We start from the raw sequence: 24,642 nt of genomic DNA, 5'->3' as shown, positions 1-24,642 counted from the left end.
TTACGCTGGCGGACATGCGCTTCGGATTCAAAACCTCACAGCAGGACACGACCTGGGCCGACATGCTCGCCGTGTGGCGGGAGGCCGACGACATCGAAATCTTCGAATCCGGCTGGAACTTCGACCATTTCTATCCGATCTTCTCCGATTCGACCGGGCCCTGCCTGGAAGGCTGGATCACCCTCACCGCGCTCGCGCAGGCAACGCGCCGGCTGCGCATGGGCACGCTGGTGACCGGCATCCACTACCGGCATCCGGCCGTGCTCGCCAATATGGTGTCCACGCTGGACATCATCTCGAACGGCCGCCTCGAACTCGGCATCGGCGCGGGCTGGAACGAGGAGGAATCCGGCGCCTACGGTCTGGAGCTCGGTAGTGTGCGCGATCGCAGCGACCGCTTCGAGGAAGCGTGCGAGGTACTGGTCGGCCTGCTGTCGCAGGAGACCACCAGCTTCCACGGCAAGTTCTACGATCTGACCGAGGCCCGCAACGAGCCCAAGGGCCCGCAGCGCCCGCACCCGCCCATCGGCATCGGCGGCAATGGCGAGAAGCGCACCCTGCGCACCACCGCCCGCTTCGCACAACACTGGAACTTCGTCGGCGGCACCGCCGAGGAATTCGCCCGCAAACGCGATGTGCTGCACGCCCACTGCGCCGATATCGGCCGGGATCCCCGCGAGATCACCCTGTCCAGCCACATCCGCCTGGGCGAGGACGGCTCGTTCGGGCCGGCCATCGACCAGATCACCGCCCTGGCCGCCGAGGGCCTCGATCTGGCCATCGTCTACCTGCCGACCCCGCACACCCCGAAGATCCTGGCCCCACTCGCGGAAGCTTTGGCTCCATTGGCCTGAATCTCATTGCGGCAGGACGTATTCGGTAGCTGTCCGGTGCAGAACCAGGAATTGGTTCGGGGTGTCGATCGCGGTCAACAGCTCGAAGTCGAGCTTGATTTCGCCGAGGTCCGCATCGCGGAGCGTCTTTTCCTTGTGTTCGTGCACGTTCATCTCGTGGCTGTTCCACAGCTGCGCGAAGGCCGGGCTCTTACCGGATACGTCCGCGAGCAGGGCCGCGGTGGCCGGATCGTCGACGGCGGGGCCGATGGTCCGGCGGACGCCGCCGACCAGGAATCTCGCGAACGTATCCCACTCCGCCCAGGTCTGCCGCGCGGCCGGATCCAGGAACAGCATGCGCAGGACATTGTCGGGGTATTCGAAACGCTCGAAGATCCTCTGCGCCAGCTGATTACGGGCGAGTACATCGCTGCGATGGTTCACGATATAGGCCGGGCCCAGCGACCATGACCCCATGACCAGCAACAGGTATTCATTGGGCGTCGCACGACCTGCCCGCACGATCTCCGACCCCGGCGGTGGCGCGACCAGACTGTGCAGGTAGCCGGTCTCGGCCGTCGAAAGTCCCAGCGCCGCCGCGAGGGCGTCGAGCACCTGCGCCGAGGGATGCCGCTCGCGTCCCTGCTCGAGGCGGCTGTAGTAGTCGGCGCTGATCGAGGCGCGCGTGGCCACTTCCTCACGCCGCAGGCCCGGTGTGCGCCGCCGGAGCGGCGACGGGCCGTCCGAGGGCCGCGCGGCTTCGCGGCGTGCGCGGAGGAACTCTCCCAACCTGTTGGCTGACACCTCGTCATGCTAGGTGGGTGTGGCACTCCTAGGAGACATATGTCCTGGTAACCGCGGGTCGGCCGGGGCGACGCTGAGGGAAAGGGTGGACCAGCAGGAAGGCCGAGGATCATGGGTGGATTACGGGTCGCGATCATCGGGGCGGGCATCGGCGGGCTGACGGCGGGGATTGCCCTGCACCGCCGCGGCATCGACGTGGCGATCTACGAGAAGGCACACGAACTCAGGGAATTGGGCGCCGGCGTGCTCATCGGAGCGAACGGCGCCCGAGTCTTCGACAGCCTCGGCCTCCTGGACGATCTCGCCGCTATCGCCGGCAAGGTCTCGACGATGGCAATGAAAACCCTGGGCGGCGAACCGCTTCCCGGATATCGGCCGGCCTATCCGATGGACCGGACCTACCCGCTGCATCGCGCGGAGTTCCAGCGCCTGCTCGTGTCCGCACTCCCGCCCGGCACCGTCCGGCTCGGCCGCGAATGCGTGGGTGCGATCGAAGACGACGACGGCGTGCGGATCGATTTCGCCGACGGCACGCAGACCCGCGCTGATCTCCTGGTCGGCGCCGACGGCATCCACTCGGTGATCCAGGCGGCGGTCGGCGTGGAAACCGACCCCGTCAGCGAAGGAATCATGGCCTACCGCGGACTCATCCCCGCCGCCCGCCTGGCCGGCATCTACGACATGAGTGTCTGGTCGATGTGGATAGGCCCCGGCCAAACCTTCCTCACCTATCCGGTATCGGCCGGCGCCATGCTGAATGTCGTCGCCTCCGTCCCGACCAACCTCGATATCGAGGAATCCTGGAGCGCCCCAGGCGACATCACCGAACTGGCCGCGGCCTACACCCACTGGGACAAGCAGGTACGCCAGGTCATCGCCACCATGGACCACACCTTCCGCTGGGGCATCTACGACCGCACCCCACAACACCGCTGGTCAACCAACCGCATCACCCTCCTGGGCGATTCCGCCCACGCGGTCACCCCGAACCTGGGCCAAGGCGCCAACCAGGCCGTCGAAGACGCCATCACCCTCGCCGTCCTCCTCACCCACGCCCACCCCGCCGACATCCCATCCCGCCTGCGCACCTACGAAACCCTCCGCATCGAACGAAACCGCCAGGTACACAACGGCGCCCGCGTCGCCGGCGAACTCTACCGCTCCACCACCCTGTCCCCGAACCAACAATCCGAAGGTATCGTCGACCTCTACGACCGCCTGGAACTGGCCACCTACGACGCCGAGCGTGTCGCGCTGGACGTCGTCGAGCGCGAGTCGATCGGGAAGGTCGTTCCGATGGCCATCCCGGTGATCCATTCGGGGACGGGCTCGTAGCTCGTCCATGCGAGAGGTGCCGCGGCGGCAGCGGCGCCTATCAGCCAGTTGCGGATTTCGTTGCCGCCGCGGCCTGCGACCTGTTCCAGTTCATCTTCGGTGAGGGCGGTGATCGGGGTCAGGTCGCCGGCGCGGAGGTGGTCGAGAAACCAGTTGTCCCATTCGATATTGACGCGGGCGGCCGGGTCGCCGCCCAGGGCGCGGATGCGGGGTTCTCGGGCTGCGGCGAAGGCGTGGGCGTCTCGGCGGCCGTGGATTACCCCGGCTCGGCGTTCGTCGTCGACCGCTGGATCGCGGGGGTCGCTGGATGGCAGCCAGTGCGATAGTCCGCCGCTGGCTATGAGGAGGACGCTGCCTGCGACGTCGGAGGTGTGGATGGCTTCGCCGAGGGCCTGGCCTATTTGTACGCAGCGTTGTAGAGATGGTAGGGGTGGGGCGCTGGCGTTGACGACCAGTGGCACTATGGGGATACCGGCTGTGCCGCAGAGCATTTCGTAGCTCTGCACGATGCCGTGGTCGACCGTGAGGGCGTAGGAGAGGGCGGGGTCGAAACCGGCTGCCGTGATGTGGTGCTGGATCGACCAGGCCAGGGCGGTCGCTACCGGGAGTGGGCCGGGGCGGCTGCCGAAATCGCCGAATCCGGTGACCTGCTCGACGCCGAGTACGAAGGGGGGCATCAGGTCGTAGAAGTTGGCGTGGAAATGGTCGGGGCCGATGACGATGACCGCGTCGGGGGAGAGGCGGGCTACCGCTGTCGCGACTCGGGCGGCGTCGGCCAGGAAGCGGGCGCCGGGTGCGGTCGGGCCGGTCGGCGGCAGTAGCTCGGCGAAGGGGGAGTGGGAGATGGCTACCAGGCCGGCGATTTCCGTCATGCGGGATCCTTGCCGAGCAGCAGGAATTCGCGATGGGCGTGCAGGAATTCGTCGCGTTGCTCCCATTGGGGCCAGTGGCCGGCGTCGGTGATCACGTGCAGGCGGGCGTCGGGTAGCCAGTGCAGGAGCAGTTCGGCTTCGTCGAGTCCGCCGGTCGGGTCGTGGTCGGTCCACAGCAGCAGGGTCGGCGCGGTGATCCGGCCGACCCATTCGGGCCGCCATGCGAAGTCCTTGCGCACCACCGGATCCTGGAGGACCAGGATGTTCTCGGCGGCACGGACGAAGCCGGGGCGGGCATAGACGGCGCGGCGCAGGTTCACCAGTTCGTCGGTCACCAATTCCTTGTGGTGGAACAGGAATTCGACACGGCGGCGGACGGTGGCGGGGTTCGGGTCGCGTACGGCGGCCATTGTGCTCTCGCGCATGGTCACCATCACCTCCGGCTTGTCGGCGATATTGCCGGGAGTGTTGAGGATCAGCCGGCGCACCCGGTCGGAATGGTGTGCGGCGGCCCAGGCCGCCACCCACCCGCCCAGCGATTCGCCCGACAGATGCGCGGATTCGATGCCGAGGGCATCCATCAGGCCGATCAAGTGGGTGGACAGCACCTCGGTCGTATACGGGTAGTCGGGGAGAGCGGACCAGCCGTGGCCGACCATGTCGTAGACCGTCACCCGGAAGTCCTCGGCCAGGCCGGCGATATCGCGCGCGTAGGCCTCCAGGTGACCCGCGGTGCCGTGCAAGAGGATCAGGTCCGGTCCCGACCCGGCACGCAGCACGCGGGTGCGTACGCCGGCGACGTCGACGAACCGCAATTCGTGTGCGGTGGTGGATAGTTCGCCCCAGATGCCGATGTGCTCGGGCAGTGGCCGGCCGGAGGGTGTGTTCATTGCGGGTCCTTACCGAATCGGGCGCGGGCCTGGGCGACGGTGACCAGTCCCGCGCTCTGCCGGCGTCCCACGCCGAGTATCCCGAGCAGCCGGGAGTTCTCGATGGTGAGGAATTCGACCGGCGCGGTGGGGGAGTCGTTGTAGTGGCGGTGCCAGGTCCACGGCGGGGTGTAGATGAAGGCCCCGGTCGCCCAGGGTTCGGTGTCGTCCTCGATATCGCTGTGCCCGTCGCCCGAAATGACGTAATGCACGGTTTCGTGGTGGTGGCGCTGCATATCCGAGCTGAGCCCCGCCGGGATGGTCTGCCGGAAGATCTCGAAGGTGACGGTGGGCAGCCGTCCGGCGATCGCCAAGGTGGTGGGATTGTGCACCTGATCGGCGGGTAGTGGCGTCAACTGATCGGCGTGCACCACCACTGGTCGCGCCGTGCCGGGCGGGACGGTATCGGCGAGGCCGCCGAGAAAGTCCATCAGGTGGAAATCGCTGCCGCTGTTCGCCATGGGGTTTGGCTCCGTTCTGCTGCCGTCGAGGTCTAGCCTGGCTGGTATCGGCCGGAACGTGGACAAGTCGTTCCGCTGAGAGAAACGGCTGGCGACGTGCGCGACGAGACCGAACATGACTCCCCGATGAGTGGATTGGATCGTGCTGCCGCCATTTTCGGCGCTTTCGACGCCACACATCGCGAATTGAGCCTGGCCGGCCTGGTCGCCCGCTGCGGGCTGCCGCGTTCCACCGTGTACCGTTCGGCGGAACGGATGGCCGGGCTCGGCTGGCTGGACAAGTTCGGCGGCCGCTACCGCATCGGGAGTCATCTCTTCGAGATCGCCAGCCTGGCCCCGATCCGCCTGCAACTGCGCGAGGCCGTGCTGCCGTTCCTGCACGACCTGCACAATGCCACCATGACCACGGTGCAGCTGGGCGTGCTGGAGGGCGACCGGATCCTGGTGGTGGAGAAGATCAGCGGCCACCGGCCGATGCCCATGCTCTCCCAGACCGGCGGCAGCGTCCCGGCCTACTGCTCGGCCATGGGACGCGCCATCCTCGCCTACTCCGATCGGGAGACGGTCGACCTGGTGCTGGATTCCGAACTGCCGCAACGAACTCCGCGTACCTTGACGAACAAGATCGCGATCATGCGGGAACTCGCTGCCGTGCCGCCGCGCGGGTGGGCGGCCGAGCGGGAGGAAGGCAATGTCGGCGTAAGTTGTGTCGCCGCACCGATTTTCGGTCCGCTCGGAGACGTCGTCGCGGCTGTTTCGGTGACCGGGCCGAGTGCGGCGGTGCGGGCGGACCGGGTCGCCCCGGCCGTCTGCATGGCCGCCGCCGCGTCGTCACGGGCCTACTTCGCGGCGGCTCCGCGTGCGGATACGGTGCTGCGATAGGCCGCGGGCGGCGCCGATTGCCGCCGGATGAGCGCCGGCGTGATCCGGCGATACGCGGCGGGATCGATCGGCGCGAGCCAATGCCAGGCACGCACCGGCGCGGGAATGTCCAGGCCGATATCGCCGAGCACCTCGTCCACATTGTGCATGGAGAACGGAATGATCTTCGTGCCCCGGCAGTGATGACCGTTCGTGGCCGAGTCCAGGAATGCGAGCTGATCGGCGACCGCGCGACGCTTGGCCTCCGGGTCCGGCAGCGTGAGCAGTCCGGCCAGGTCGGCCGCGATCCACACCGCCGCCATCTCGGCATTGAGCGGGCTGAAGAACGAGGAGTTGTAGCCGTTGAAGTACAGGCCCGGCACGTCCACCGGCTGAATCTGCCGATAGAGCATGAAGTTTCCGCGCTCGTCCAGCAGGCGATCCCGCACGTCCGCCGGCAGGAACGGCACGCCCTGGGTGAATCCCGTCGCGCAGACGATCAGCTCGGCCGGCAGGGTGCGGCCGTCGTCGAGTTCGGCGAACGGACGGCCCTCGACGGCGAACAGCCGCGCGATGGTCCGGTCGCGATGCACCGTGATGGCTCCCGCCGCGACACCCTCGTAGAAACCCTCTGTCGCCAAACCGATTGCGCCCCGGACGATATCCTCCATCTGCCCCGCCGGAACAAGGCCGAGCGTATCCAGGCCGTATTGCCGGATCGACGCGGTACCGACGGAATTGATCATGCGATCACGCAGCGGCTTGCCCGGCCCGTGCAGGAACTTCTCCACCCCGCGCAAACGCGCGTAGCGGAACAGCGCCTCGCCGAGACGCGTGAGCAGCAGCATCTTGAAATTGACCCGCCCGCCGACCCGTCGCGGCACCTTCCACAGCATCTGCCGGGCGATCACCTCCGTGCTCACCGCGACCTCGCTGATCGGCACGGCGACATCGCAGGCGGATTTGCCGTAGCCGACGACCAGCGCATGCTTGCCGCGGGCCTGCTCGGCATCATGGAATTCGGTTCCGGCACACAGGATTCCGCCCGCGGCACGGAATTCCCCCGCACCCGGATATGCCGGCACCGCGGCCTCGCAGAAGACCCCATTGGCGACGATGAGGCGATCGAAGGTCTCGGTCACCGGTGCGGCGGCCCGCGTCACCGACATGATCGTCCATCCGCCATCGGTATCCGGATGTGCCGCAGTCACTTCGGTGTCCAGCCGGATGAGCTGATCGAGCCCGAAGGCGGTCGCGTAGGCGGCGAGATACTCCTGCACCTGCGGTCCCGCCGGCCACTCCGGCAGGCCGGGCGGCATGGGGAAATCCGAGAACGAGTACTGCGCCTTCGGGCTCTGCGTGGTCAGACCCGGATAGCGCCGGGTACGGCTCCACACCCCGCCGACGTCCGGGGCCTTCTCGAAAACCGTGACCGCGTGCCCGGCCTGAGTGAGCACCTTCGCTGTGGTGAGACCGGCGACGCCGGCGCCGATGATCGCGATTCGCATGTCTGAACCCCTGCTGTCTAGGTCATCACAGCCTCGATGCCCGGCGGCCGATCCGCAAACGATCGTCTCTCCCAGGGAGACGAGGGGCTGCACTCCGCGCTCACCCGCGTCAGGCTGGAGCTCCAGCCGCACGGCCGGGACGGCCGCGGCGAACGAAGGAGCCGATCGTGGATGTGGACGAGCAGACCCGGGACCACCGGGCGGACGATACCGCGCTGAATTTGCCCGACAGCGGCGAGCATATGGGGGCGATCGGACTCGGCATCCATCTCCGCCTCGACGGCGCCGCCACCGGCGGCGCGTACTCACTGTTCGAATACGTGGTCCCGCCGGGCCTCGGCGGCCCGCCCACCCACATCCACACCCGCCAGGACGAACTGTTCATCTGCACCGCCGGACAGGTCGTCGTCGAACTCGACGGTATAGCCCGCACCCTGGTCCCCGGCGCCTCGATCCTGCTGCCCCGCAATGTCCCCCACGTCTTCTACAACCCGTTCGACGAGGAGACCCGCATCGTCGCGGTCGTCTCCCCGCCGGGTCTCGAGGACTACTACCGGGACCTGAGCCAACTTCCGCCCGGCCCCCGGGACATGACCAAGGTCGCCGAAATCATGCGCCACCACGGCCTTTCGCTCGTCCCCAAGCCCGCCGGCTGACCGGCACAGTGGGCGCCGGCGAGGTCGCAGCCACGGTGGGGATCGGGACTTCGTCGAGTTGGATGAGGCTGCCGGGGCCGCCGGTGCTCAATCCGGGGATCGAGGCGATGAAGGCATGGGTGTGATCGGTTGCGAGGTGCGCGGCGAAAGCGGCTGCGTCGGTGTAGATCTCGTAGAGGTAGAAGCGGCCGGGGAGGTCGCGGGCCTGGTAGGCGGTGAAAGCGACGCAGCCGGGTTCGGTGCGGACCGCGCGGACCAGCTCGATGATGCTGTCCCGGAATTCCTCGACCATATCGGGTTTCGCATCCAGGATGGCGATCATGGGGCGCGGGCCGGGGTCGGTGATGTCCACCTGGAGGTTGCCGTGCTGCAGGCTCGCGGTCACGAAGTCGTTGTCGGGCATGGTCACAGCTCCACTCGGGTGCCGGGTTCGGTAATGCGGACGGTGGTGTCGGGGGCGAGTTTGCGGGCGGCTTCGAGGTAGTGGCTCGGATCGCGGTCGCTGCTGGTGATGAGGCGGTCGCCGAGCCAGCCCTTGGTGAAGGCGTAGTGGTGCGGGATGGCGAGTTCGGGGCGGAGGATGGCCGTCAATTCGGCTGCCTCCTCGGCATTCATGACGACCTGCATATTGCCGGCGGGGCGGACGTGCAGGCCGTTGGTGGGCAGCAGGGCCAGGGAGATGTGGCCGAGACGCTGCGGGATCTCGGAGAGCTCAGGGATCAGCAGGGTGTCGCCGGCGAAGTACACGGCATCGGCGCCTGCCCGCAGGACGAAGGTGATCTCGTGGACCCCGTGCTTCGCCGGCACGGCGGTGATGGTTACCCCGCCGATCTCGCCGCTGTCCCAGGGCCGCATCCCGGTCACATTGTCGAAGCCGGTGCGTTTCGCGTGTTCGACAACGGTTTCGGCGACCAGCAAGGGCACCGAGTGGTCCCGGTAGGCGGTGAAGGTTTCGAGGTCGCAATGGTCGTAGTGGTCGTGGCTGATCAGCACGCCGTCCAGTTGCGGGAGTTCGGCGATGCTCAGGGCGATCGGTTCGCCTTGGTAGTAGCCGGGTCTGGTGCTGAACCAGGGGTCGGTGAGGAAGGTGCGGCCGCCGATCTCGATCAGGTGGCAGCTGTGCGTCACGCGGGTGACTGCGATGGTGGACATTGCCGGTCCTCGAATTCTGGAGTGGCTGTGGATGAGTGGTCAGCGCGCGAAAGCGGAGAAGTCGGTGTCCGCGCTGTGCCAGAGGGCATGCAGTACCTGGTGCGGAGTTTCCAGCTGCGGCATGTGCCCGGTATCGGGCAGCGGTTGGAACCGGGCCAGGGGAATGGCCGTGGCGTACGCGCGGCCGTAGTCGAGGTCGGCGATGCGGTCGTATTCGCCCCACAGCACCAATGTCGGAATCTCCAGCTCGGCCAGCCGATCGGCGAGGCCCGGATCGGTCATCGAGGCGCCGGCGTAGGTCTGCAGCGCGGCCCGGTTGCCCGCGGCGATGGCCTGTGCCGCCGGGGGCAGCGTGGCCGGGTCGACGCGGAACGGGCCGGGATTGTGGAAGCTGAGGGTGAAGACCTGATCCAGGGTGAGGGCGAAGAAGTCGGCGACCGGATGTCCCGGCACCTCGAGACCGACCGCGTCGATGAGCACGATGCCGCTCACGCGCGGGTTCTGCAACAGTGCGATCTCGGCGGTGATCCAGCCGCCGACGGAGTTGCCGATGACGGTCACGTCATCGAGGTCGAGCTGTTCGAGCAGCGCATCGTAGAGCGCCGCGAGATCGGCGATGCCGTCGAGGCTTTCGGGCCGGGGTGTGCCGCCGAAGCCCGGATGGGTGGGGGCGAGCACGCGCACGTCGTAGCTGGCGGCGAACAGCTCGGCGAAGCCGTTCACCGACTGCGGGCCCGCCCCGCCGTGCAGCAGCAGGAACGGTTGCCCGGAGCCGTGATCGGTGACGGTCAGTTCGACCGGGCCGATCCCCGCGGGGACGACGGTGTGGATTGTCGTGGTGGACATGAGATTTCTCCTGAGACTGGTCTGATCGGCCCGGCGGCTAGGCGAAGTCGGTCGCGGGCTCGGTGGCGTAGTGGCTCATCGCCTCGATCTGCGCGGCCGGCGTGAGCGGCTGCCCGTCGGCGATCATGGCGCGCAGGTCCCGGAAGTACTGGACGTACAGATCCGGGGTGAAGGTATTGAGCAGCACCGTCGTTTCGTCGGTCGGATTGGCGAAGGTGTGCGGGGCGCCGGGCGGGACCATGACCAAGGTGCCGGCGGGCGCGTCATAGGTGGTGTCGCCCACGGTGAACCGGGCCGTGCCGGACACCACGTAGAAGCCCTCGTCGTGCTGGGCGTGCCGATGCTGCGGCGGGCCGTCGGTGTGCGGGGCGACGGTGATCTCCCCGATGCCGAGGCGATGGCCGGTGGTGGATCCGTCCTCCAGGATCCGCATGCGGGTGGACCCGAGTCGAATGCTCTCCCCGTCATCGGGGCCGATGACTGATACGTCGTTCATGGTGGTCTCCTCGAGAGTGGGACTGTCCGAGCGATTTCCGGACCCGGAATCAGCCTGTTCCCGGTGGCGACCACCAACCAGGGCCGAGTTGTCCCACCCATGAGCAGTTGTCCCGCCCACGGGAATTCCTCGTCTGCGATGCGGGGCGGTTGCCTTCACACTTTGGTATGGCCACCAAGAACGCTCGTAGTCTCGGGCCGCTGCTCCGCGAATACCGCAATCGCCTCTCGCCCGAGGAGTCCGGCCTGCCGCGGCCGCCCGGCGCACGCCGCACACCCGGACTGCGACGCGAGGAGCTGGCCCAATTGGCCGGTGTGTCAGAGGATTACATCAAGCGACTGGAACAGGGACGCAGCCATCCGTCGGCCTCGGTCGTCAACTCGCTGGCTCGCGCGCTGCGTCTCTCACAGGCCGAGTACGAGCAGCTCTCGGCGCTGTCCGGGCATGCGATAGCCGCTCCCGGCGCGGTGCATCGCACCATCGGCGCGGCGACGCAGCAACTGCTCGACCGGCTCTCGGACGTGCCTGTCGGGGTCTACGACGCGGGCTGGACCCTGTTGTCCTACAACGCACTCGGCGTTCGCGTCTTCGGCGAACCGGCGGAGAACTACAACCAGCGCAATATGGCCTGGCGCTTCTTCATGGAACCCGCCAACTTCGACTGGGAATGCGATGCGCAGGAGCGAAACTTCAAGGCGGCCTTGGTCGCCGACCTACGCGACGCGGTGAGCCGCTATCCGCACGACGAGGAGCTGGCGAAACTCACCGCCGAGCTGCGCGCCTCGCACGGCGGCTTCGACGAGCTGTGGTGCAGTGGATCCGCCGCGAAATTCGTGGGCACCACCGGAGTGACGCATCATCCCGCCGTCGGGCAGATCACGCTGGACGCGAACGCGCTGTCGGTGCCCGAGGGCGATCTCAAGCTGGTCGTCTTCACCGCGCGGCCGCGAACCCGCGATGCGCACCGCCTGGCCGCGCTGGGCGAGGACCACGAGCGGTCGTTCCATTACCCGCAATGATTTTCGGGCCGGGTGTCCGGCCTACCGATACCCGGGCATGATCCGGCATTGTGGATCATGCCCGGGGTGTTCATCGAACTGTCAGCGTCAGCTCGCGGGGCCCTCGGAGAGGGAGCCGGCCGGGATGGTGCCGGCGCCGCCCGGCGGGATCTGGGCGATCGCGGCGCCCTGGCCGCAGGTGGTGCTCTTGTAGACGTACACGGTCTGGTCGGACTGGTTCGAGATGGCCAGAGGAATTGCCGTGTCTTCCGAGACGAAGCAACCCGAGGGATCGTTGTACTGCGAGCCGCCGACCATCACGTAGTTGCCATCGGCCTGGGCCGGGCCGGCCAGGAGAATGGTGGCGCCGGCGGCAGCCGTAGCGGCGAGTACTCCGATGAGTCGTTTCATGTTCAGCCTTTCGTGATGGGTGGTGATCTGATCCGGGGGCGTTCCGGCGTACCGGTAGGCCGAGTTCGGATCGGGGCATTTCGATCACCTAGGTGTGCTGGCTCAGTAAAGCCCATGGTTCACGAGGAGTCCGAAATGCCTCTGCCTCACAGGGTGGCCGATTCGGGACTTCCATCGCATGAGAATCCGTAGAACTCGCTGCGCCACACTATATTTATATGATTTCCGGTCCGGCCGCCACGCGTACGAAGAATGATCGGCGGTCGGCATCATCGAGCGCCACCGTGCCGCTGTCGATGTTCTCGGCCAGATGCGTGCTGTTCTTGGTGCCGGGAATGAGCAGGATATTGGGGGAGAGGTCCAGTAGCCAGGCGAGGGCGACCTGGGCGGGAGTGGCGTTCAGGCGCTTCGCGATCGAGACCGATTGTGGGTCGGTGCGGATCCGGCGGCGTGCCTCGCGTGACATTCCCAAGGGGCAAAAAGGGACAAATGCGACATTATGCGCCGCGCATTCGGCCAGCAAATCCGAAGAGCCGCGCTCGACCACATTGAACAGGTTCTGCACGCACACGATCGGGGTCTGATCCAGGGCGCGCAGCAAATGTTGCCGCGAGATATTGCTCAACCCGATGCCCTCGATCAATCCGGCCTCCCGGGCCCGGATCATGGCCGCCAGTTGCGCGTCGAATCGCTTGCCGGGCACCGCGCCGTCGAGCAGTCGCAGATTGACCGCGCCCAGCCGGTCGACGCCGAGCGTCTCGAGATTTTCCTCGATACCCATGGTGAGTTCATCGGGCTCGTCGAACAGCAGTATCGAGCCGTCGCTGCCGCGCCGAGCGCCGACCTTGCTGACGATCACCAGATTGTCCGGATAGGGATGCAGGGCCTCCCGGATCAGCTCGTTGACGGTTCCCGGCCCGTAATACTGTGCGGTGTCGATGTGATCGATCCCGGCCGCGACGGCGGCGCGCAGCACCCGCAACGCCTCGTCCCGGTCGTGCGGCGGCCCGAAGACCCCGTCGCCGGCCAATTGCATCGCGCCGTAGCCGATTCGGTGGACCCGGCGATCACCGAGCGGGAACGTTCCGGCGCGTTCCAGGCCGGAGTCGGGGTTGGCCATGACTTCTCCTCGGTCAGTATCGGGTGTCGTAGACGCGGCGGTAGATGTGCGCGGCCAGGACCGCACCGGCCGAGCTTCCGCCGACGATCAGGACGCTCGTGCTTCCGGGGCGATCGGGCATGGTGTGCTCCATGGCTTCGAGAGTCGCACTCGGGCAGGTGAGAAGTGGTCACCTGATTCCGGTGAACCGGCGGCGCCTGGTGAAATGTGTTTTCGTGCAGGGTGATTCAGGATTGGACCGGCATGGTGTCGAGGCCGTGCTCGGCGGCGTAGGCGATCAGGCGGCGCGGGGCCCGCTCGATGTGCTCGGACAACAGGGGTATCGCGGCGTCGATATCGCGGGCGAGCGCGAAGTCCTTGAGGTCGCGGTGTTCCTGGGGGATGTCGCGGTCGTGGTCGTCGGTCATGGCGTAGTACCAGCGGCGATAGAGCTCGGCGCTGTCGCGCAGGGAGATGGTGATGGCCTCCAGGCGGGGGCTGCCGCAGCCCGCCAGCAGGGCGCGGTGGAAGTCGCGATGGATGGTCGGCCAGGTCTCGTTGAAGGAGCCGTCGGGTAGCACGACCGGAGTGCGTTCCAGGGTGTGGTGTGCGCCCAGAACGGTTGTCTCCCAGGCGAGATCGCCGCGTTCGAAGGATTGCCGGAGCGCCGCGGTCTCGAACTGGATGCGGACGCTGGTGAGATCCTCCAGGTCGGCGATCGAGAGCGTGCGAACACTGAACCCGCGCTGCGGGTTCGCGACCAGCAGATCCTGTTCCGCCAGTCGGGTGAGGGCCTCGCGGATGACGGTGAGGCTCACCTGGAAGCGCTCGGCGAGTTCCGCGCTCTTCATGCGCTGCCCGGGGACGTAGCGGCCGTTCAGCACATCGGCGCGGAGCTGCTCGAAGATCTCCTCGGTTCTGCTCGCGGAAGCAGATTTGGTAGCCACAAGACACTTTCTAGCACGATAACGTCAAAGATGCAGAATATCGATATTCGATCGTGTCAGGAGATGATCGAACGCTGCTTCCAGCCCGGCCACCGCCGCCGGCGAGAAATCCGCACAGCGCCAGGCGATATGCCGATCGGGCCGGACGAGGACCGCGCCGCTCGGGCCCACCTCCCGCACCTGCGCCCATTCGCCCAGCGGGTCGGCGACGGAGTCCTTCGCGTGCCCGCCGATGAGATGGACATCGAGGCGCACCCCGAACCTGCCGCGGATCGCGGCCGCGGCCTCGCACCACCCTTCGCCGCCGACGCCGGTGAGCAGCGCGAACCCGAGTCCGTCGACGAGGTCCAGGGTCGAGAGCGGCTCTCCGTCACGTTCGATGCGCGCGTGCGGGACTCGTGTGCCCGGGGCCGTGGTGGGCGTGTAGTGCAGCACCGATTCCGCCTCGGGCACAGGGGGAGTCGTCTCGCGCTCGCCGACGAGTGCCCCGCGCTCGTACCGATATCCGAGTTCGATTCCGTGCGCATTGAATTGGAAGTTGCTCAGCTCGATCGCCGCGCGCAAGGCCTGCCGCCGCGCCGCGCCGTCGGGTCCCGGGTCATCGAGCACATCGAGTGCGGCCCAGCCGTCTTCGGCGGATTGATCGGGCGCCAACCCGAGCGCCTTCTCGATCTCCGCGCCCTCCATCAGGCTGGTGATGGCTCGCTGCACACCGGCCGCGCCGATCGGCTGACGCTCCTGGGAATAGGTGTCGAGCAGGGCGGGCGTCGCGCGGCCGCGCAGCACGAGCGCGAGCTTCCAGGCGAGGTTGAAGGCGTCCGCGACCGACATGTTCAGCCCGAGGCCGTTCGTCGGCGGATGCCGATGCACCGCATCGCCGAGACACAATATGCGCCCCGCCGAATAGGACTGTGCGACTTGGGCATTGACCTGCCAGCCGGAGACGTTCTTGATCCTGACGGGCACGACCGGATCGCCGATGGCGGCATGGACCCGATCCGTGAGCTCGGCCTCGGTCATCTCGGCGAGGTCGTGCTGCGCCGGATCGTAGAAGAAGGCGAGCACGAATTCGCTGAAGGGCTTGTGGCAGATCAGCGTTCCGAGCCGCAGTGGCGGCAGCGGTCCGGGCATCACATTCCAGGTCAGCACACCCGGTCGATGCGCGAGGTAGCGGCCGAGGTCGGCCTCGAACCAGACATTGGCGGCATGGATGAGTCCCGCCGGTCCCTCGACCGAGAGTCCCGCCGCGGACAGGACGCGGCTGCGGGCGCCGTCGGCGCCGAGCAGATAGCGCGAGCGGACCGTGAACCGCGCCGAGGTCCGGCGATCGACGAGCGTGGAGACGACCCACTCGCCGGTCTGCTCCGCGCTCAGGAAGTCGACCTCGAAGCGGATGTCGGCGCCCGCATCGCGCGCGGCGGCGAGCAGTAGCGGTTCGAATACCGTCTGCGGGCAGTTCGCCATCTGCACCGGGCTCGACGCGGTGTACTCGCCGATCCGCTCGGGGGAGGTGCCCCAGGTTTCGGAGCGTGCGATCTCCCGGCCGGCCAGCGTGGTGACCCACAGGTTGTTCCGCATCATGGACTGCGGCGTGGCCACGGCCCGGAACCGATCCTCGATACCCAGATGGCGCAGGATCTCCACGGTCCGCTGATTGACGATATGGGCCCGCGGCGTGTGCGCGGTGCCCGCATGATGCTCGACGACCAGATGATCGATTCCGTACCGCCGCAAGGCAAGTGACGAGGTCAGTCCGGCGGGGCCCGCGCCCACGATCAGGACCGGCACTTCCAGTTCCGTTGTTGTCGGCATGGCGGCTGCGCTCCTTGACTTGCGGGATGAATCAACTGAAGCAGCCGGTCGCCCGCAGGTCAACGTAAAAACGATAAATCAGTAAAATGTCTTGAAGTGAGAAAATATCGATATCTTCTTGAAGTGTCGGCAGGGCTGTTCGATACTTGAACAATGGATGCGACCAGCGCCGATATCGGGTTGATGATTCCGCCGTGGGCGAGCATCGACGCCATCCTGCGGCTCGCGCGGCGTGCGGACGAGCTCGGGTACTCCTCGATCACCGCCTCGCACATCGCGGCCCGGGACTCGTTCAGCCTGCTGGCGGCCATCGCCGTGCAGACCCGGCGAGCGCAGTTGTCCACCGCGGTAGCGCCCATCTACCCGCGCTCCCCGGCCTCGATGGCGCAGGCCGCCGCGACGGTCGACGAATTGTCCGGTGGCCGTTATCGTCTCGGCCTCGGGGTGGGGCATCGGTCGACAATGGGCCCCTGGCACGGGCAGGAGATCGGCAAACCCGTCACCGAGATGCGCGAATACCTCGGTGCGGTGCGCGCCTTGCTGACCGGCGAGCCCGTGCCCGAAGGCCACCGGTGGAGTACGACCTTCGCGTTCACCGGATTCACGCCGCGCCCCGATATCCCGATAGTCCTCGCCGCCCTGTCGCCGGCAATGCTGAAACTTGCCGCCGAGGCGGCCGACGGAATCGTGCTGTGGGCCTGCCCCGCCAACTACATCCACGAGGTGGTCGTGCCCACGGTCGCCGCCGCACGGGCGGCGGCCGGAAAAACATTGGCGGGCTTCACGATCACCGCCGCCATGCCGACCGCCGTCGGCGGGGACGAGTCCGTCATGCTCGATGCCGTCCGCACCGAGCTGCATCGATACTTCGGCCTGCCCTTCTACCGGGCGATGTTCGCCGCGGCCGGATTCGACAAGGAGCTCGCCGAATTCGACGCGGCGACCGACCTCGAAAGCCGCAAACAAGCGATCAGCGCCGCCTTCATCGCCGAACTGTGCGCTCTCGGCGACGGTTCCGCCGTCCGCGACGGCATCGAACGATACCGCCGGGCCGGCGCGACGGAGATCCTGCTGAGCGCCCCGCCCGGCACCGATCTCGAGCCCGCGCTCGAAGCCGCGGCCGGTGCGCCCGGCGCTCCGGCGGCCGCGACCCGGTGAAGGCGGCACGGTGAAGACACTGCACGCCATCATTGTCGGCGGCGGCATCGGCGGGCTGACCGCGGCCGTGGCCCTGCGGCAGTCCGGTTGGCGCGCCACCGTGGTCGAGCGCGCGGCCCAATTCGGTGCGGTGGGCGCGGGAATCCAGCTCGGCCCCAATGCGACTCGCATCATGGAGCGACTGGGACTCGGCGAGCAGCTGGCCGAGGTGGGCGTGGCCCCCGAGACGGTGCGGTTCCTGCGCTGGGCCGATGACCGCGTACTCACCGAATGGCCGCTGAAATCGCAACTGCGCCAGCGGTTCGACGCGCCGTACTACACCGTGTACCGGCCCGACCTGATCGCGCTGCTGGCCGCCGCGCAGCCGCCGGAAGACCTGCTGCTGGGCGCCGAAGTGGTCGAGGTGACCGGCGCCCTCGGCAGCGCAGCCGTATCGACCGCGGACGGACGGCGGCTCGAGGGTGATCTGGTGCTCGGCTGCGACGGCATCCACTCCACCATGCGCGCCCGCACCATCGGTGATGTGCCCGCCCGGTTTTCGGGCATGTGCGCCTACCGGGCCGTGATCCCCGCCGACGGCGCCGAGCGGACCGTGCGGAACTGGCTGGGCCCCGGCCGCCACCTGATCGCCTACCCGGTCGGCCGCGACGGCCGCTACCTCAACCTCGTCTGCGTGGACACCGCCTCGGACTGGCGCACCGAATCCTGGATCACCCCTGGCGATCCCGATGAGCTGCGGAGCCGCTTCCGCGGCTGGTCCCCGGAAGTGACCGAGCTCTTGGCGCGGGTCACCGCACCGGTCTACCGCTGGGCACTCTACGACCGTGCACCCCTGCCGACCTGGCTCGCGCCCGCCCTCGCGCTGCTCGGCGACGCCTGCCATCCGATGCTGCCGTTCATGGCACAGGGCGCGGCACAGGCGATAGAGGACGCCGGCGTCCTGGCAGAGAGCCTCGCGGCCGCCGACCCGAAGACCGCACTACAGCGCTACGAGAACCGCCGCCTGCCCCGCGCCTCCCGCATCCAGAAGATGTCCTGGGACAACAACATTGCCTACCACCTGCCCGATGGCCCCGAGCAGCGTGCGCGGGACGGGGCCATGAGCCGCGGCGAGATCTTCGGCCTCGACGGCCTCGGCTGGCTGTTCGAAGCCTGATCGTCGAAGCCTGATCGGTCAGAACGGGTACCGGCGTTCGCCACTGGTGCTGTTGATCCAGATGACATCGGTGAAGTCCTCGATGCTGTGCGGGCCGGTGCGGCCCCAGCCGCTCTCGCGGACGCCGCCCACCGGGGCGTGGAGCTCATCGTTCACGGTGGGGGAGTTGACGTTCACGACGCCGTGCATGAGCCGCGGGGCGAGCTCGAACGCCTTGTAGGTATCACCGGCGAGGATGCTCGAGGTGAGGCCGTAGCGGACGCGATTGGCCACGGCGACAGCGTCTTCGGCGGTGTCGACGGGCTCGACTATGACCATCGGGCCGAACGTTTCCTCATTGGAGATGGTGGCCTCGTACGGCACGCCGGTGAGAATGGTCGGCTTGAAAACCAGACCCTCGTGAGTTCCACCGGTTCGAACAGTGGCGCCGAGTGAAACCGCCTCGGCAATACGCGTTTCCATCAGATCGACCGCACCCTGGTGCACGAGCGGCCCGATGATCGTTCTCGGATCCAACGGGTCGCCGGTGGGCAGGGTTTCGGTGCGGGCGATGAACTTCGCCAGGAACTCGTCGTGGATCCCGCGCTGAACAATGATCTTCCGGGTGTTCAGGCAGATCTGGCCCTGATGGAAGAACGACCCGAAAGTCGCGGTGCGTACCGCGTAGTCGATGTCCACATCGTCGAGCACGATCATCGGGTTGTAGCCGCCGAGTTCGAGAACGGTGCGTTTGAGGGTGCGTCCCGCTCGTTCGGCCAGTATTCGCGCGGTGCCGACACCGCCGATGAGGTTGATGGCCCGCACCTGCGGACTGGCGAAGAACTCCTCGGCGATCGGCGCGGCCCCGCCCGGCGCGTGCGGCACGACATTGATCACTCCCGGCGGGAACCCGGCCTCCTCGGCGACTTCGGCGATCATCAGCCCGGCCGAAATGGGCGCGTACTCGGAGGGTTTGACCACGACGGTGCAGCCCGCCGCCAGGGGGCTGAGCACGGCTCGCCAGCCCAGGATGTTCGCACCGTTCCACGGGGTGAAACTCGCGACCACCCCGACCGGGCGGCGCACTGCGATGGAGTGGGTGCCGGGCAGATTCGACTGCAGCACTTCGCCTTTGGGGAGGAATACCCAATTGGCGGCCTGCTCCAAGGTGGTCGCGACCATATCCTGCTGGGCGGCGGCGAACGGTAGCGTGCTGCCCGTTTCGCGCGCCAGGACGGTGGCCATCTCCTCGCGGCGACGGACGATCGCCGCGGCCCGCAGGAACAGCCGGGCCTTCTCCGCGGGCGGGGTCTCCGCCCAGGCGGGGAAGGCGTCGTCGGCCGCCCGGATGGCGATTCTCGCTTCCTCCGGCCCGCAATGCGGGGCCTGCGCGTAGACCTGTCCCGTATAGGGCTCGTAGTCGTCGAAAACGCCTGGCGCGTCACGCCATTGCCCGCCCGCATACCACTGGTAGATGCGGGTGCCGATGTCGGTCATGATGTGCTCCGGGTCCCGTCGGCGGCTATCCGCTGACGAATGTGTTGCTCATGGTTCCGATGCCCTCGACGCGGCTGTTCAAGGTCGCGCCGGGTGTCAGGAATCGTTGCGGCCGGCGTGCCATTCCCACGCCCGCCGGGGTGCCGGTGAAGATCAGATCGCCGGGCAGCAGCGGCACGATCGAGGAGAGATAGGCGATCAACTCCGGGACCGACCGGGTGAGGTCGCGGGTGCGGCCGTCCTGCAGGATCTCGCCGTCGAGATCGCAGGACAGGGCGAGGTCGTCGGGATCGGCGAATTCGTCGACGGTGACGACCGCCGGGCCGATCGGGGCGAAGCCCGGATACGACTTGCCCAGCGAGAACTGGGGGACCGGCCCCGACAGCTGGATCGTGCGCTCGGAAAGGTCCTGGCCGACAGTCAGACCGGCGACGTGACTCCAGGCGTCCTCGGTCCGTACGTCTTTCGCGTGCCGTCCGATGACCACGACCAACTCCACCTCCCAGTCGACCGTGTCGCTGGGCAGGGTGACCCGGCTGTAGGGGCCGGTGATGCTGGTGACGAACTTGGTGAAGACCGCCGGAGCGGGTACGGCTTCCTGGATTCCCGATTCGCTCGCGTGCGCCTGATAGTTCAGCCCGATGCCGAACACCTGGGCGGGCCGGACCACCGGCGGGCCGACGCTTTCGGGTGTGAACGGGACGGCGTCGTCGAGGGTCTGGCGCTGTCCCCATGCCAGGAACTCTTCCCAGCGCTCGAACACGAGGCCGGGATCCGGCGCGAACCGGCCATCACTGGCCTTCTCGACATCGAGCGCCTTCGCGCCGTCGATGAGGCTCAGCCTGCCGTTGATGTTCCCGAACCGCATGGGTTGTCCTGCCTTCTGTGTGGAGTGAATCCTGTGTGGAGTGAATCGAGATGAGCCTGAATGCGATCAGCGCGGCGAATGCGCGCCGATCATGAGTGCGGCCAGATCTTCCGGCGCCAGGAACGACGGCGGAATGGGCGGCCCCCAGTTGTAGATGCCGCGGGCGCCTTCGACGACCGACGGTTTCCACAGCGCGTCCTCGACGATGCAGTCGAGATCGCTGTAGTACTCGGAGAAGTTCCCCGCGGGGTCCTTCAGATACCAGAAGAAGTTGGAGCCGATGTGATGCCGGCCCAGTCCCCACACGTGCCGCTCGGGATTTCCCTCCAGCATGGTGGTGGCGCCGCGCCCGACCTCGTCCACATCGTCGACCTCCCACGCGGTGTGATGCAGGAAATCCACCGGCGCCTTCTGGATCAGGACATTGTGATGATCGGTCGAACAGCGCAGGAACGTCGCCAGGCTGGGCACGTGATCGGAGGCCTTGAATCCGAGTCCCTCGCGGAAGAAGCGCTGACTCGCATCTTGATCACGCGAGCCGATCACCACATGCCCGAGTTTCCTTGGGCGTACCCGGTTTTCGCGTTCCACCCCGGGGGCGCGACCGTTCGGTCGCGACGGCCGGCCGGGGCCGTTATAGGGCACCTGTTCGGCGGGCACTTCGACCAGTGGCGCCGCGATCTCCAGCTCTACCAGCAGATTCGAGTGCGGATCGAGCACGCTCAGGGATTCCGCCTCGCGTTTGTGGAGGATGTCGAGCCCGGTCAGATTGGCGGCAATGCGGTCCAGATCGTCGGTGTCGTCGACCCCGACGCCCAGCTTGACGAGCCGGCGGAGCGGCGAGTGCGTCAGCCGCAGTTGCTCACCGCCGTCCTGGGTGGCGAATCGGTACTCTTCCGGGTCACCGACCCGGACCAGCCCGAAGTCCTCGTAGTAGGCGGCGGTCGCCTCGACATTGGGAATGCCGAGGGTGATGGATGTCAGGCGGTGGAGAGGCATGACCTCGAGACTCCGTTCTGCAGGAAGCGCTGCGTCGAACTCCTCCAAGCATGGCACTGAATCATCGACAGAACAACAAAATATCGACATTTTTAGGCAGTAGCGATCTTTGCGGGTCTACAGTCGGTAGGTGCAGGCCGCGACCTCGCCGAGGACCAGGGCGCGGTCGACGGTATCGAGGCCGTCGAGGGTCGCCAGGGTGGTGCGCCACACCGTGCGATAGGAGGCGGCGGTCAGGGTGAAGGGCCAGTCGCCGCCGAGCATCAGCCGGTTCGGGCCGAAGACCGACAGCGCGTGATCGATATACGGCTGCCAGCGGGCCGCGGTGATCTCTGCGCCGGAGACCGTGGCCAGACCCGAAATCTTGGCCACCACATTGGGTTCGGCGGCCGCGGCCGCGAGTAGCTCTGCCCACGGCTGCCATTCGGCGGTGGCGATCGGCGGCTTGCCCAGATGGTCGAGGACCACCGTCAGCGCCGGATGCGCGCGGGCGATGATCGGGACCTGGGCGAGCAGATCGGGGCGTTCGGCGACGGCGTCGAAAACCAGTCCGGCCTCGGACAATTGATCCAGCGACGCGGAAACCTCCGGGCGCAGCAGCCAGTTCGGATCGGGGTCCCGGTGAATCATGTGCCGGACGCCGGCGAACTCGGGACGCCGCACGAGCGCGGGCAGTGCGGTCGCGACCTCCGCCGGGCGATGCAGCGGCAGCCAGCCGACCACCGCGGTAGGGCGTTTCGCGTGTGCGGCGGCCTCGAGCAGGGCGTGGTTCTCCGCGAGTGAATCGGAGGCCTGGACCAGTACGGCCGCGTCGACACCGTGCTCGGCGAACTCCGGTTCGGCATCGCCGAGAGTGTAGGTTCGGTATAAAACATCCGATGTATCTGTGAGCCAATCGTATTCGACATGGGATTTTCCACCACCGATCGTCCAAATGTGGACGTGGGCGTCTACAGTCATCGGAGGCATGGTGTCACATCCTCGACAGAAGGAATCAGGTGTCGGTCACCGACGATGCGATAGCGAAGATCAAGGCGATGATCGTCTCCGGCGACCTGAAGCCCGGCTCGCGGCTGCCGCGCGAGGCCGATCTGGCCGCCGAACTGGGCGTCTCGCGCAACTCGCTGCGCGAGGCGGTGCGGGCGCTGTCGCTGGTGCGCATCCTGGACGTGCGACAGGGCGACGGCACGTATGTGTCGAGCCTGGAACCGAATTCGCTGCTCGACGCCATGAGCTTCCTGCTGGAATTCCACCAGGACGATTCGGTGCTCGACATTCTCGGCGTGCGCCGCATTCTGGAACCGGCCGCCACCGCGCTGGCCGCCCGGCAGATGAGCGAGACCGAGATCGAGCACCTGCGCACGCTGGTGGAACCGCCCAGCCACTCGGTCACCGACCTGGTGGCCCTGGATCTGAGCTTCCATGCCGCCATCGCCGCCGCGTCGGGCAATAAAGTGCTTGCCTCGCTGCTGGATTCGCTGTCGATGCCGACCACCCGGGCACGCATCTGGCGCGGCATCACCGAGGAGGGCGCGTTCGAGCGCACGGTGGCCGAGCATCGCGGCATCTGCGATGCCATAGCCGCACACGACCCGGAGTTGGCGCATGCCCGCGCGCTGGCCCACGTCGGCGGCGTCATGGAGTGGCTGCGCATGGCCGCGGGCTGAATACCCCGCGGCGCCGGTCGATTGCACTCGGCTCCGGCCCGCAGGTCGGGCCGGAGCCACGGTCGTCAGCAGCATTGCTCGAGCTCATCCCAGAGGTCCTGCGGCACGGCCACTTTCAGCATGGCGACGGTATCTTCGACCTCTGCCACGCTGCCCGCGCCGATGACGGTGCCGCCGATCGCGGGATGCCTGCCGGGGAACTGCAGGGCCGCGGCGCGCAGCGGGACGTCGTAGGCGGCACAGCGCTCGGCCATCGTGCGGGCCCGTCCGATGATGTCGGGCGGGGCCTGGCGATAGTCGAAGGTGGCCTGCCGCAGCGGATCCGCGAGAATGCCGCTGTTCAGCACCCCGGCCGCCAGCACCCGGATACCGCGGCGTGCGCACTCGGGCAGTAGTTCGGCCTCCGCGCGCCGATCCAGCAGGGTGTAGCGCCCGGCGATCAGCACGACGTCGATAGGGGATTCCCGGACGAAGCGCAACGCCACGTCGACATGGTTCACGCCCACGCCGATGCGCGAGCACACGCCCTCGGCGCGCAATCTGCCGAGCTCCGGCACCATTTCGGCCAGTGCCTGCGGCTGGTGGTTGTCCGGGTCGTGCACCAGCAAGGTATCGATCCGCGTCAGCCCGAGCCGGGTCAGCGACTCGGTCACCGATTGGCGAGTCCCGGCCGCCGAATAGTCGAGCCGCCGTGACCGTTTCGGCGCACCGTAGAAGTCGTCCGTGCCGTCCGATGCGGCGGGGTCCTTGTAGAGCAGCCGGCCCACCTTGGTGGACACCGCGAACTCCGCCGGCTCGGGCTGCCCGCCCAGAAATCGTCCGAGCCGTTCCTCGCTCTGTCCGGCCCCATAGTGCGGTGCGGTGTCGAAGGCCCGAATCCCCGCTGCCCAAGCCGCTTCCAAGGTCGCCTGGGCGGCGGTGGCGTCGACGGCGCGGAACAATCCCGCGTATCCGGCGCCGCCGAGCACGATCTGCGTCATATCGGTCACAGCTGCCACACCACCGGTAATGGCGCCGCCGCGCCCGCGGCCGAATAGTCGTGGGCGGTATCCAAGTACTCGTCCATCCGAGCCTGCCACGCGATATTGACCGGCAACTCGGCAAGTCCGGCGAGCAGCTTCTCGTATGCGGCGCAGTCGATCACATGGAAGAGATCCGTGCCGCTGCGCCAGATCGTCCACGAGGTGGCGCCCGCCGCGCGGATGGCCGCGACCAATTCGGTGGGCACCTCCCCATGCGCCGCCTCGTAGGCCGGCTCCGCGCCGGGTTTCAGCTTGGTGTGCAAGGCGATTCGCATG

General features: G+C 67.5%; 27 protein-coding genes. 8 read left to right on the top strand and 19 right to left on the bottom strand.

Going from position 1 to position 24,642, the window contains the following annotated elements; genetic code table 11:
• Positions 1–14 precede the first annotated feature (14 nt).
• A complete protein-coding gene (locus ACIP5Y_RS28300; protein WP_400354535.1) occupies positions 15–854 on the top strand; it encodes an LLM class F420-dependent oxidoreductase in 840 nt (279 codons plus the stop codon).
• Positions 855–857: 3 nt separating this feature from the next.
• Here ACIP5Y_RS28300 and ACIP5Y_RS28295 read toward each other — a convergent pair whose 3' ends face one another.
• On the bottom strand, positions 858–1,637 hold the full coding sequence (locus tag ACIP5Y_RS28295) for a helix-turn-helix transcriptional regulator (RefSeq protein WP_400354533.1): 780 nt from the start codon (positions 1,635–1,637) through the stop codon (positions 858–860).
• A 111-nt stretch (positions 1,638–1,748) separates the two neighbouring features.
• Between ACIP5Y_RS28295 and ACIP5Y_RS28290 the strand changes: the two genes are divergently transcribed.
• Positions 1,749–2,972, top strand: a complete 1,224-nt coding sequence (locus tag ACIP5Y_RS28290; RefSeq protein ID WP_400354531.1) for an FAD-dependent monooxygenase — start codon at positions 1,749–1,751, stop codon at positions 2,970–2,972.
• Here ACIP5Y_RS28290 and ACIP5Y_RS28285 read toward each other — a convergent pair.
• From ACIP5Y_RS28285 to ACIP5Y_RS28275, 3 genes are read right to left on the bottom strand one after another with little or no spacing between them, the layout of a single operon-like run.
• Positions 2,870–3,844 (bottom strand): hypothetical protein, encoded by a 975-nt coding sequence (locus tag ACIP5Y_RS28285; protein WP_400354529.1) that lies wholly within the window; start codon positions 3,842–3,844, stop codon positions 2,870–2,872. The genes ACIP5Y_RS28290 and ACIP5Y_RS28285 overlap by 103 nt on opposite strands.
• A complete protein-coding gene (locus ACIP5Y_RS28280) occupies positions 3,841–4,734 on the bottom strand; it encodes an alpha/beta fold hydrolase (RefSeq protein ID WP_400354528.1) in 894 nt (297 codons plus the stop codon). The genes ACIP5Y_RS28285 and ACIP5Y_RS28280 overlap by 4 nt, the downstream gene beginning before the upstream one ends.
• The gene (locus tag ACIP5Y_RS28275) at positions 4,731–5,234 is read right to left on the bottom strand and encodes a cupin domain-containing protein (protein WP_400354526.1); all 504 of its coding nucleotides are present in this window, start codon (positions 5,232–5,234) and stop codon (positions 4,731–4,733) included. Before ACIP5Y_RS28275 ends, ACIP5Y_RS28280 begins: the two co-directional genes overlap by 4 nt.
• Before the next feature lie 126 nt (positions 5,235–5,360).
• On the opposite strand from ACIP5Y_RS28275, the gene ACIP5Y_RS28270 reads away from it, so the two are divergent.
• Positions 5,361–6,116 (top strand): IclR family transcriptional regulator, encoded by a 756-nt coding sequence (locus tag ACIP5Y_RS28270; RefSeq protein ID WP_400354525.1) that lies wholly within the window; start codon positions 5,361–5,363, stop codon positions 6,114–6,116.
• Here the strand turns inward: ACIP5Y_RS28270 and ACIP5Y_RS28265 are convergent.
• Positions 6,074–7,603, bottom strand: a complete 1,530-nt coding sequence (locus ACIP5Y_RS28265) for a flavin-containing monooxygenase (RefSeq protein ID WP_400354523.1) — start codon at positions 7,601–7,603, stop codon at positions 6,074–6,076. The two genes, ACIP5Y_RS28270 and ACIP5Y_RS28265, sit on opposite strands and share 43 nt — an antisense overlap.
• A gap of 167 nt (positions 7,604–7,770) precedes the next feature.
• Here ACIP5Y_RS28265 and ACIP5Y_RS28260 point away from each other — a divergent pair, with 167 nt between their 5' ends.
• Positions 7,771–8,259, top strand: coding sequence for a cupin domain-containing protein (locus ACIP5Y_RS28260; RefSeq protein WP_400354521.1), 489 nt, complete (start codon positions 7,771–7,773; stop codon positions 8,257–8,259).
• Here the strand turns inward: ACIP5Y_RS28260 and ACIP5Y_RS28255 are convergent.
• From ACIP5Y_RS28255 to ACIP5Y_RS28240, 4 genes are read right to left on the bottom strand one after another with little or no spacing between them, the layout of a single operon-like run.
• The gene (locus ACIP5Y_RS28255) at positions 8,213–8,662 is read right to left on the bottom strand and encodes a putative quinol monooxygenase (RefSeq protein WP_400354519.1); all 450 of its coding nucleotides are present in this window, start codon (positions 8,660–8,662) and stop codon (positions 8,213–8,215) included. The genes ACIP5Y_RS28260 and ACIP5Y_RS28255 overlap by 47 nt on opposite strands.
• Positions 8,663–8,664: 2 nt before the next feature.
• On the bottom strand, positions 8,665–9,411 hold the full coding sequence (locus tag ACIP5Y_RS28250; protein ID WP_400354517.1) for an MBL fold metallo-hydrolase: 747 nt from the start codon (positions 9,409–9,411) through the stop codon (positions 8,665–8,667).
• Positions 9,412–9,450: 39 nt separating this feature from the next.
• The gene (locus tag ACIP5Y_RS28245; RefSeq protein ID WP_400354515.1) at positions 9,451–10,257 is read right to left on the bottom strand and encodes an alpha/beta fold hydrolase; all 807 of its coding nucleotides are present in this window, start codon (positions 10,255–10,257) and stop codon (positions 9,451–9,453) included.
• Positions 10,258–10,294: 37 nt separating this feature from the next.
• Entirely contained in the window at positions 10,295–10,753 is a 459-nt protein-coding gene (locus tag ACIP5Y_RS28240) for a cupin domain-containing protein (RefSeq protein ID WP_400354513.1), read from the bottom strand.
• A gap of 167 nt (positions 10,754–10,920) precedes the next feature.
• On the opposite strand from ACIP5Y_RS28240, the gene ACIP5Y_RS28235 reads away from it, so the two are divergent.
• Positions 10,921–11,772 carry a helix-turn-helix domain-containing protein gene (locus tag ACIP5Y_RS28235; RefSeq protein ID WP_400354511.1) on the top strand — a complete coding sequence of 284 codons (852 nt, stop codon included), beginning with the start codon at positions 10,921–10,923 and terminating at the stop codon, positions 11,770–11,772.
• An 87-nt stretch (positions 11,773–11,859) separates the two neighbouring features.
• Here the strand turns inward: ACIP5Y_RS28235 and ACIP5Y_RS28230 are convergent, their stop codons facing one another.
• From ACIP5Y_RS28230 to ACIP5Y_RS28215, 4 genes are all read right to left on the bottom strand, one after another.
• Entirely contained in the window at positions 11,860–12,162 is a 303-nt protein-coding gene (locus ACIP5Y_RS28230) for a hypothetical protein (protein WP_400354509.1), read from the bottom strand.
• 214 nt (positions 12,163–12,376) lie between these two features.
• Positions 12,377–13,282: an oxidoreductase gene (locus ACIP5Y_RS28225; protein WP_400354507.1), complete on the bottom strand. Its 906-nt coding sequence runs from the start codon at positions 13,280–13,282 to the stop codon at positions 12,377–12,379.
• 227 nt (positions 13,283–13,509) lie between these two features.
• Positions 13,510–14,208, bottom strand: a complete 699-nt coding sequence (locus ACIP5Y_RS28220; protein ID WP_400354506.1) for a GntR family transcriptional regulator — start codon at positions 14,206–14,208, stop codon at positions 13,510–13,512.
• A 24-nt stretch (positions 14,209–14,232) separates the two neighbouring features.
• Complete coding sequence (locus tag ACIP5Y_RS28215; protein ID WP_400354504.1) at positions 14,233–16,020, bottom strand: FAD-dependent monooxygenase; 1,788 nt, start codon at positions 16,018–16,020, stop codon at positions 14,233–14,235.
• Positions 16,021–16,173: 153 nt separating this feature from the next.
• Between ACIP5Y_RS28215 and ACIP5Y_RS28210 the strand changes: the two genes are divergently transcribed.
• A complete protein-coding gene (locus tag ACIP5Y_RS28210; RefSeq protein ID WP_400354502.1) occupies positions 16,174–17,178 on the top strand; it encodes an LLM class flavin-dependent oxidoreductase in 1,005 nt (334 codons plus the stop codon).
• Positions 17,179–17,188: 10 nt separating this feature from the next.
• Complete coding sequence (locus ACIP5Y_RS28205; protein WP_400354501.1) at positions 17,189–18,334, top strand: FAD-dependent monooxygenase; 1,146 nt, start codon at positions 17,189–17,191, stop codon at positions 18,332–18,334.
• Positions 18,335–18,352: 18 nt separating this feature from the next.
• On the opposite strand, the gene ACIP5Y_RS28200 is transcribed toward ACIP5Y_RS28205, so the two are convergent.
• From ACIP5Y_RS28200 to ACIP5Y_RS28185, 4 genes are all read right to left on the bottom strand, one after another.
• Complete coding sequence (locus ACIP5Y_RS28200; protein ID WP_400354499.1) at positions 18,353–19,810, bottom strand: aldehyde dehydrogenase family protein; 1,458 nt, start codon at positions 19,808–19,810, stop codon at positions 18,353–18,355.
• A 25-nt stretch (positions 19,811–19,835) separates the two neighbouring features.
• Positions 19,836–20,678: a fumarylacetoacetate hydrolase family protein gene (locus ACIP5Y_RS28195; RefSeq protein ID WP_400354497.1), complete on the bottom strand. Its 843-nt coding sequence runs from the start codon at positions 20,676–20,678 to the stop codon at positions 19,836–19,838.
• A gap of 66 nt (positions 20,679–20,744) precedes the next feature.
• Positions 20,745–21,677, bottom strand: a complete 933-nt coding sequence (locus ACIP5Y_RS28190; RefSeq protein ID WP_400354495.1) for a VOC family protein — start codon at positions 21,675–21,677, stop codon at positions 20,745–20,747.
• A gap of 117 nt (positions 21,678–21,794) precedes the next feature.
• Positions 21,795–22,637 carry an amidohydrolase family protein gene (locus ACIP5Y_RS28185; protein WP_400354493.1) on the bottom strand — a complete coding sequence of 281 codons (843 nt, stop codon included), beginning with the start codon at positions 22,635–22,637 and terminating at the stop codon, positions 21,795–21,797.
• A 38-nt stretch (positions 22,638–22,675) separates the two neighbouring features.
• Here ACIP5Y_RS28185 and ACIP5Y_RS28180 point away from each other — a divergent pair, with 38 nt between their 5' ends.
• Positions 22,676–23,344: a FadR/GntR family transcriptional regulator gene (locus tag ACIP5Y_RS28180; RefSeq protein WP_400354492.1), complete on the top strand. Its 669-nt coding sequence runs from the start codon at positions 22,676–22,678 to the stop codon at positions 23,342–23,344.
• 65 nt (positions 23,345–23,409) lie between these two features.
• Here the strand turns inward: ACIP5Y_RS28180 and ACIP5Y_RS28175 are convergent, their stop codons facing one another.
• The gene (locus ACIP5Y_RS28175; protein ID WP_400355839.1) at positions 23,410–24,324 is read right to left on the bottom strand and encodes an aldo/keto reductase; all 915 of its coding nucleotides are present in this window, start codon (positions 24,322–24,324) and stop codon (positions 23,410–23,412) included.
• Positions 24,325–24,329: 5 nt separating this feature from the next.
• Complete coding sequence (locus ACIP5Y_RS28170) at positions 24,330–24,641, bottom strand: L-rhamnose mutarotase (protein WP_400354490.1); 312 nt, start codon at positions 24,639–24,641, stop codon at positions 24,330–24,332.
• Between the last annotated feature and the right edge of the window lies 1 nt (position 24,642).

Origin of the sequence: Nocardia sp. NPDC088792, assembly GCF_044750615.1 — a bacterium.
Taxonomy (GTDB): Bacteria; Actinomycetota; Actinomycetes; order Mycobacteriales; family Mycobacteriaceae; genus Nocardia.
Note: the sequence above shows the minus strand (reverse complement) of the source record. Positions and strands in the feature narration are given on the sequence as shown.